Raw genomic sequence first — 2,674 nt, 5'->3', positions numbered from 1 at the left:
GTCATGGATAAGAAACCAGTTGGCCCGTTCTCGGGCTATCGCATTCTCGACCTGACCGTGATGACGGCGGGTCCCGTCGGCACGGTGCTGCTTGGCGACCTCGGGGCCGACGTGATCAAGATCGAGGAACCGCGCGCGGGCGATCTGGCGCGCAGCCTCGGGAACCAGTTCGTCGAGGGCGAGAGCGTGCAGTTCCTCTCGCAGAATCGCAACAAGCGCAGCATACGGTTGGATCTAAAGTCGGCGGAAGGGCGCGCGGCGTTCCTGCGAATGGCTGAACAGGCGGACGTGGTGGTCGAGAATTTCCGCCCGGGGACGGTCGAGCGCCTCGGCATCGGCTATGAAGCGGTGAAGGCGCGCAATCCGCGGATCGTCTACGCGAGCGTGTCCGCGTTCGGACAGAGCGGTCCCTATGCCGGCTGGCCCGCGAACGATCCGATCGTGCAGGCGACGGCCGGTCTCATGGACATGACGGGCGAGGCGGGCGGCGATCCCGTGCGTCTCGGCGTGCCGCTGCCCGACTTCGGCGCGGCCGCGCTGCTCGCGTTCGGCATCTCGGCGGCGCTGTTGCATCGCGAACGGCACGGCGAAGGACAGCGCATCGACACGTCGTTGCTGTCCGCGGCCCTCTTCAGCACGATTCCACGCGACGGCGAGACACTGCGCAGCGGCAAGGCGCCCGAACGTCTCGGCAGCGGCCATCCAACGATGGTGCCGTATCGCAACTATCGCGGCTCCGATGGCCGGCATTTCTTCGCGGCGTGTTTCACCGAAAAATTCTGGCAGAACCTGTGCCGCGCGTTGGTGCGCGAAGACCTGCTGAGCGACGCGCGCTTTATCGGCAACACCGCCCGCACCGCGCATCGCCATGCGCTCGACCAGATTCTCGAAGAGGTGTTTGCGACGCACACGGCCGAACATTGGGTCGCGCATCTGAGCGCCGCCGATGTCCCGTGCGCGATGGTGCAGGATTACCACACGGCGCTGACGCAGGATCCACAGGTCCGCCACAACCGCACAGTGATCGAGATCCAGCATCCGCGTGTGGGCACCGTCACGAACATCGCTAGCCCGGTGAATTTTCACGGCAGCCCGGCGACGTATCACAGGCCGCCGCCGGTGCTTGGCGAACACACGTCCGAAGTGCTTACCGAGTTCGGTTTCAGCGACGAAGAGATCGACGTACTCGAAAGCCGGCGTGTGGCCGACACGGGGGTAGGCTCATGAAAACTTACGCGGCGGACTATGTGATCGTCGGCGCCGGCACAGCGGGTTGCGTGCTCGCGAACCGTCTGACTGAGGATCCGAAGGTTAAGGTGATCCTGATCGAGGCGGGCGAGCGCGACCGGCATCCGTATATTCACGTTCCGGCGGGGTTCGTGCGGCTGCTCGACCATCCGGGCGTGACGTGGCGTTACCGCACCCAAGGCAGCGAACAGACCGGGGGGCGTGAGATCCTGTTTCCGCGCGGCCGGGGGCTCGGCGGATCGAGCGCGATCAACGGGCTGCTGTATGTGCGGCCGTTTGCCGAGGATCTCGACGCCTGGGAACGCGCGGGCGCGACCGGCTGGAACTTCGACAACTGCCTGCCGTACTACAGCCGCTCCGAGACGTGGACAGAAGGGCGTAGTCCGCAACGCGGCACTCATGGTCCGATTCGCGTGAGCCGCGTGCAGAATCCGCCGGAAATCTGCGGCTCCGTCGTGCGCGCCGCGAAGCAGGCGGGCCTCGAGTTCGTCGACGACCCCAACAGCACCACGCATGGCCCGTCCGTGTTCTATTACCAGCAGACCCGCGACGGACGGCGCCGCTCGAGCGCCGCGCGGGGTTATCTGCGGCCCGTGATGGCACGTCCGAATCTGACTGTGCTGACCGGCCTGCAGGTGACGTCGCTCGCGGGCAGCGGCGCGCAGGTGACGGGCGTCAGCGCCGTCACGGGCAGTGGCGAAAACGTCGAGGTTCGCGTGGCGCATGAGGTGATCCTGAGCGCGGGGGTGATCGGCACGCCGAAGCTGCTGGAACTGAGCGGCATCGGCAATAGCGACGTGCTCGATAACGCGGGCATTCGCACGCGGGTCTCGCTGCCGGGCGTCGGCGCGAATCTTCAGGATCACTACGTGGTCCGGCTCGGCTTTCGCGTGCGCGGTGCGCAGACGGCGAACGAACGGTCGCACGGTCTCGCGCTCGCACGCGAAATGATGCGCTACGTGGTGAGCGGCAGCGGGGTGCTGACCTATAGCGCCGCGATTGTCGGCGGTTTTGGGCAGACGCCGCTCGCGAAGCGGCCAGACGTGCAGTACGTGATGGCGCCGGGCAGCTTCGCGGCGGGGCGCATCGGCGTGCTCGAGTCGGAGCCGGGCGTGTCGTGCGGAGTCTGGCAGATGCGGCCCGAGAGCCGTGGCCACGTGCATATCCGCAGCAGCGACGTGAGCGTCGCGCCGGTGATCGCGCCTGAGTATCTGAGTCACGAACTCGATCGTGCTACGGTCGTCGAGGGGCTGAAATTCGGCCGGAAGATTTTTGCGCAGCCGGAGATCGCGCGCTACATCGCTGACGAAACCGTGCCCGGGCGCGCGGCTGCAACCGACGAGCAACTGCTGCAATACGCGCGCGACAACGGTTCGACGGTGTATCACGCGGTCGGCACTTGCCGGATGGGCGACGACGCGATGAG

The 2,674-nt window shown here is 66.5% G+C and carries 2 protein-coding genes; both read left to right on the top strand.

Features of this window, described 5'->3' with window-relative positions; all coding sequences use genetic code 11:
* Positions 1-1,227: CoA transferase (locus QOC89_RS26690; protein ID WP_323047773.1), on the top strand; the 1,227-nt coding region annotated here is incomplete at its 5' end.
* Positions 1,224-2,674 (top strand): GMC family oxidoreductase (locus QOC89_RS26685; protein WP_323047772.1); only part of this gene is annotated, 1,451 nt, incomplete at its 3' end. The genes QOC89_RS26690 and QOC89_RS26685, both read left to right, overlap by 4 nt.

Source organism: Paraburkholderia sp. (assembly GCF_034668105.1).
Taxonomy (GTDB): domain Bacteria; phylum Pseudomonadota; class Gammaproteobacteria; order Burkholderiales; family Burkholderiaceae; genus Paraburkholderia.
This window is presented reverse-complemented; position numbering and strand designations above follow the sequence as displayed.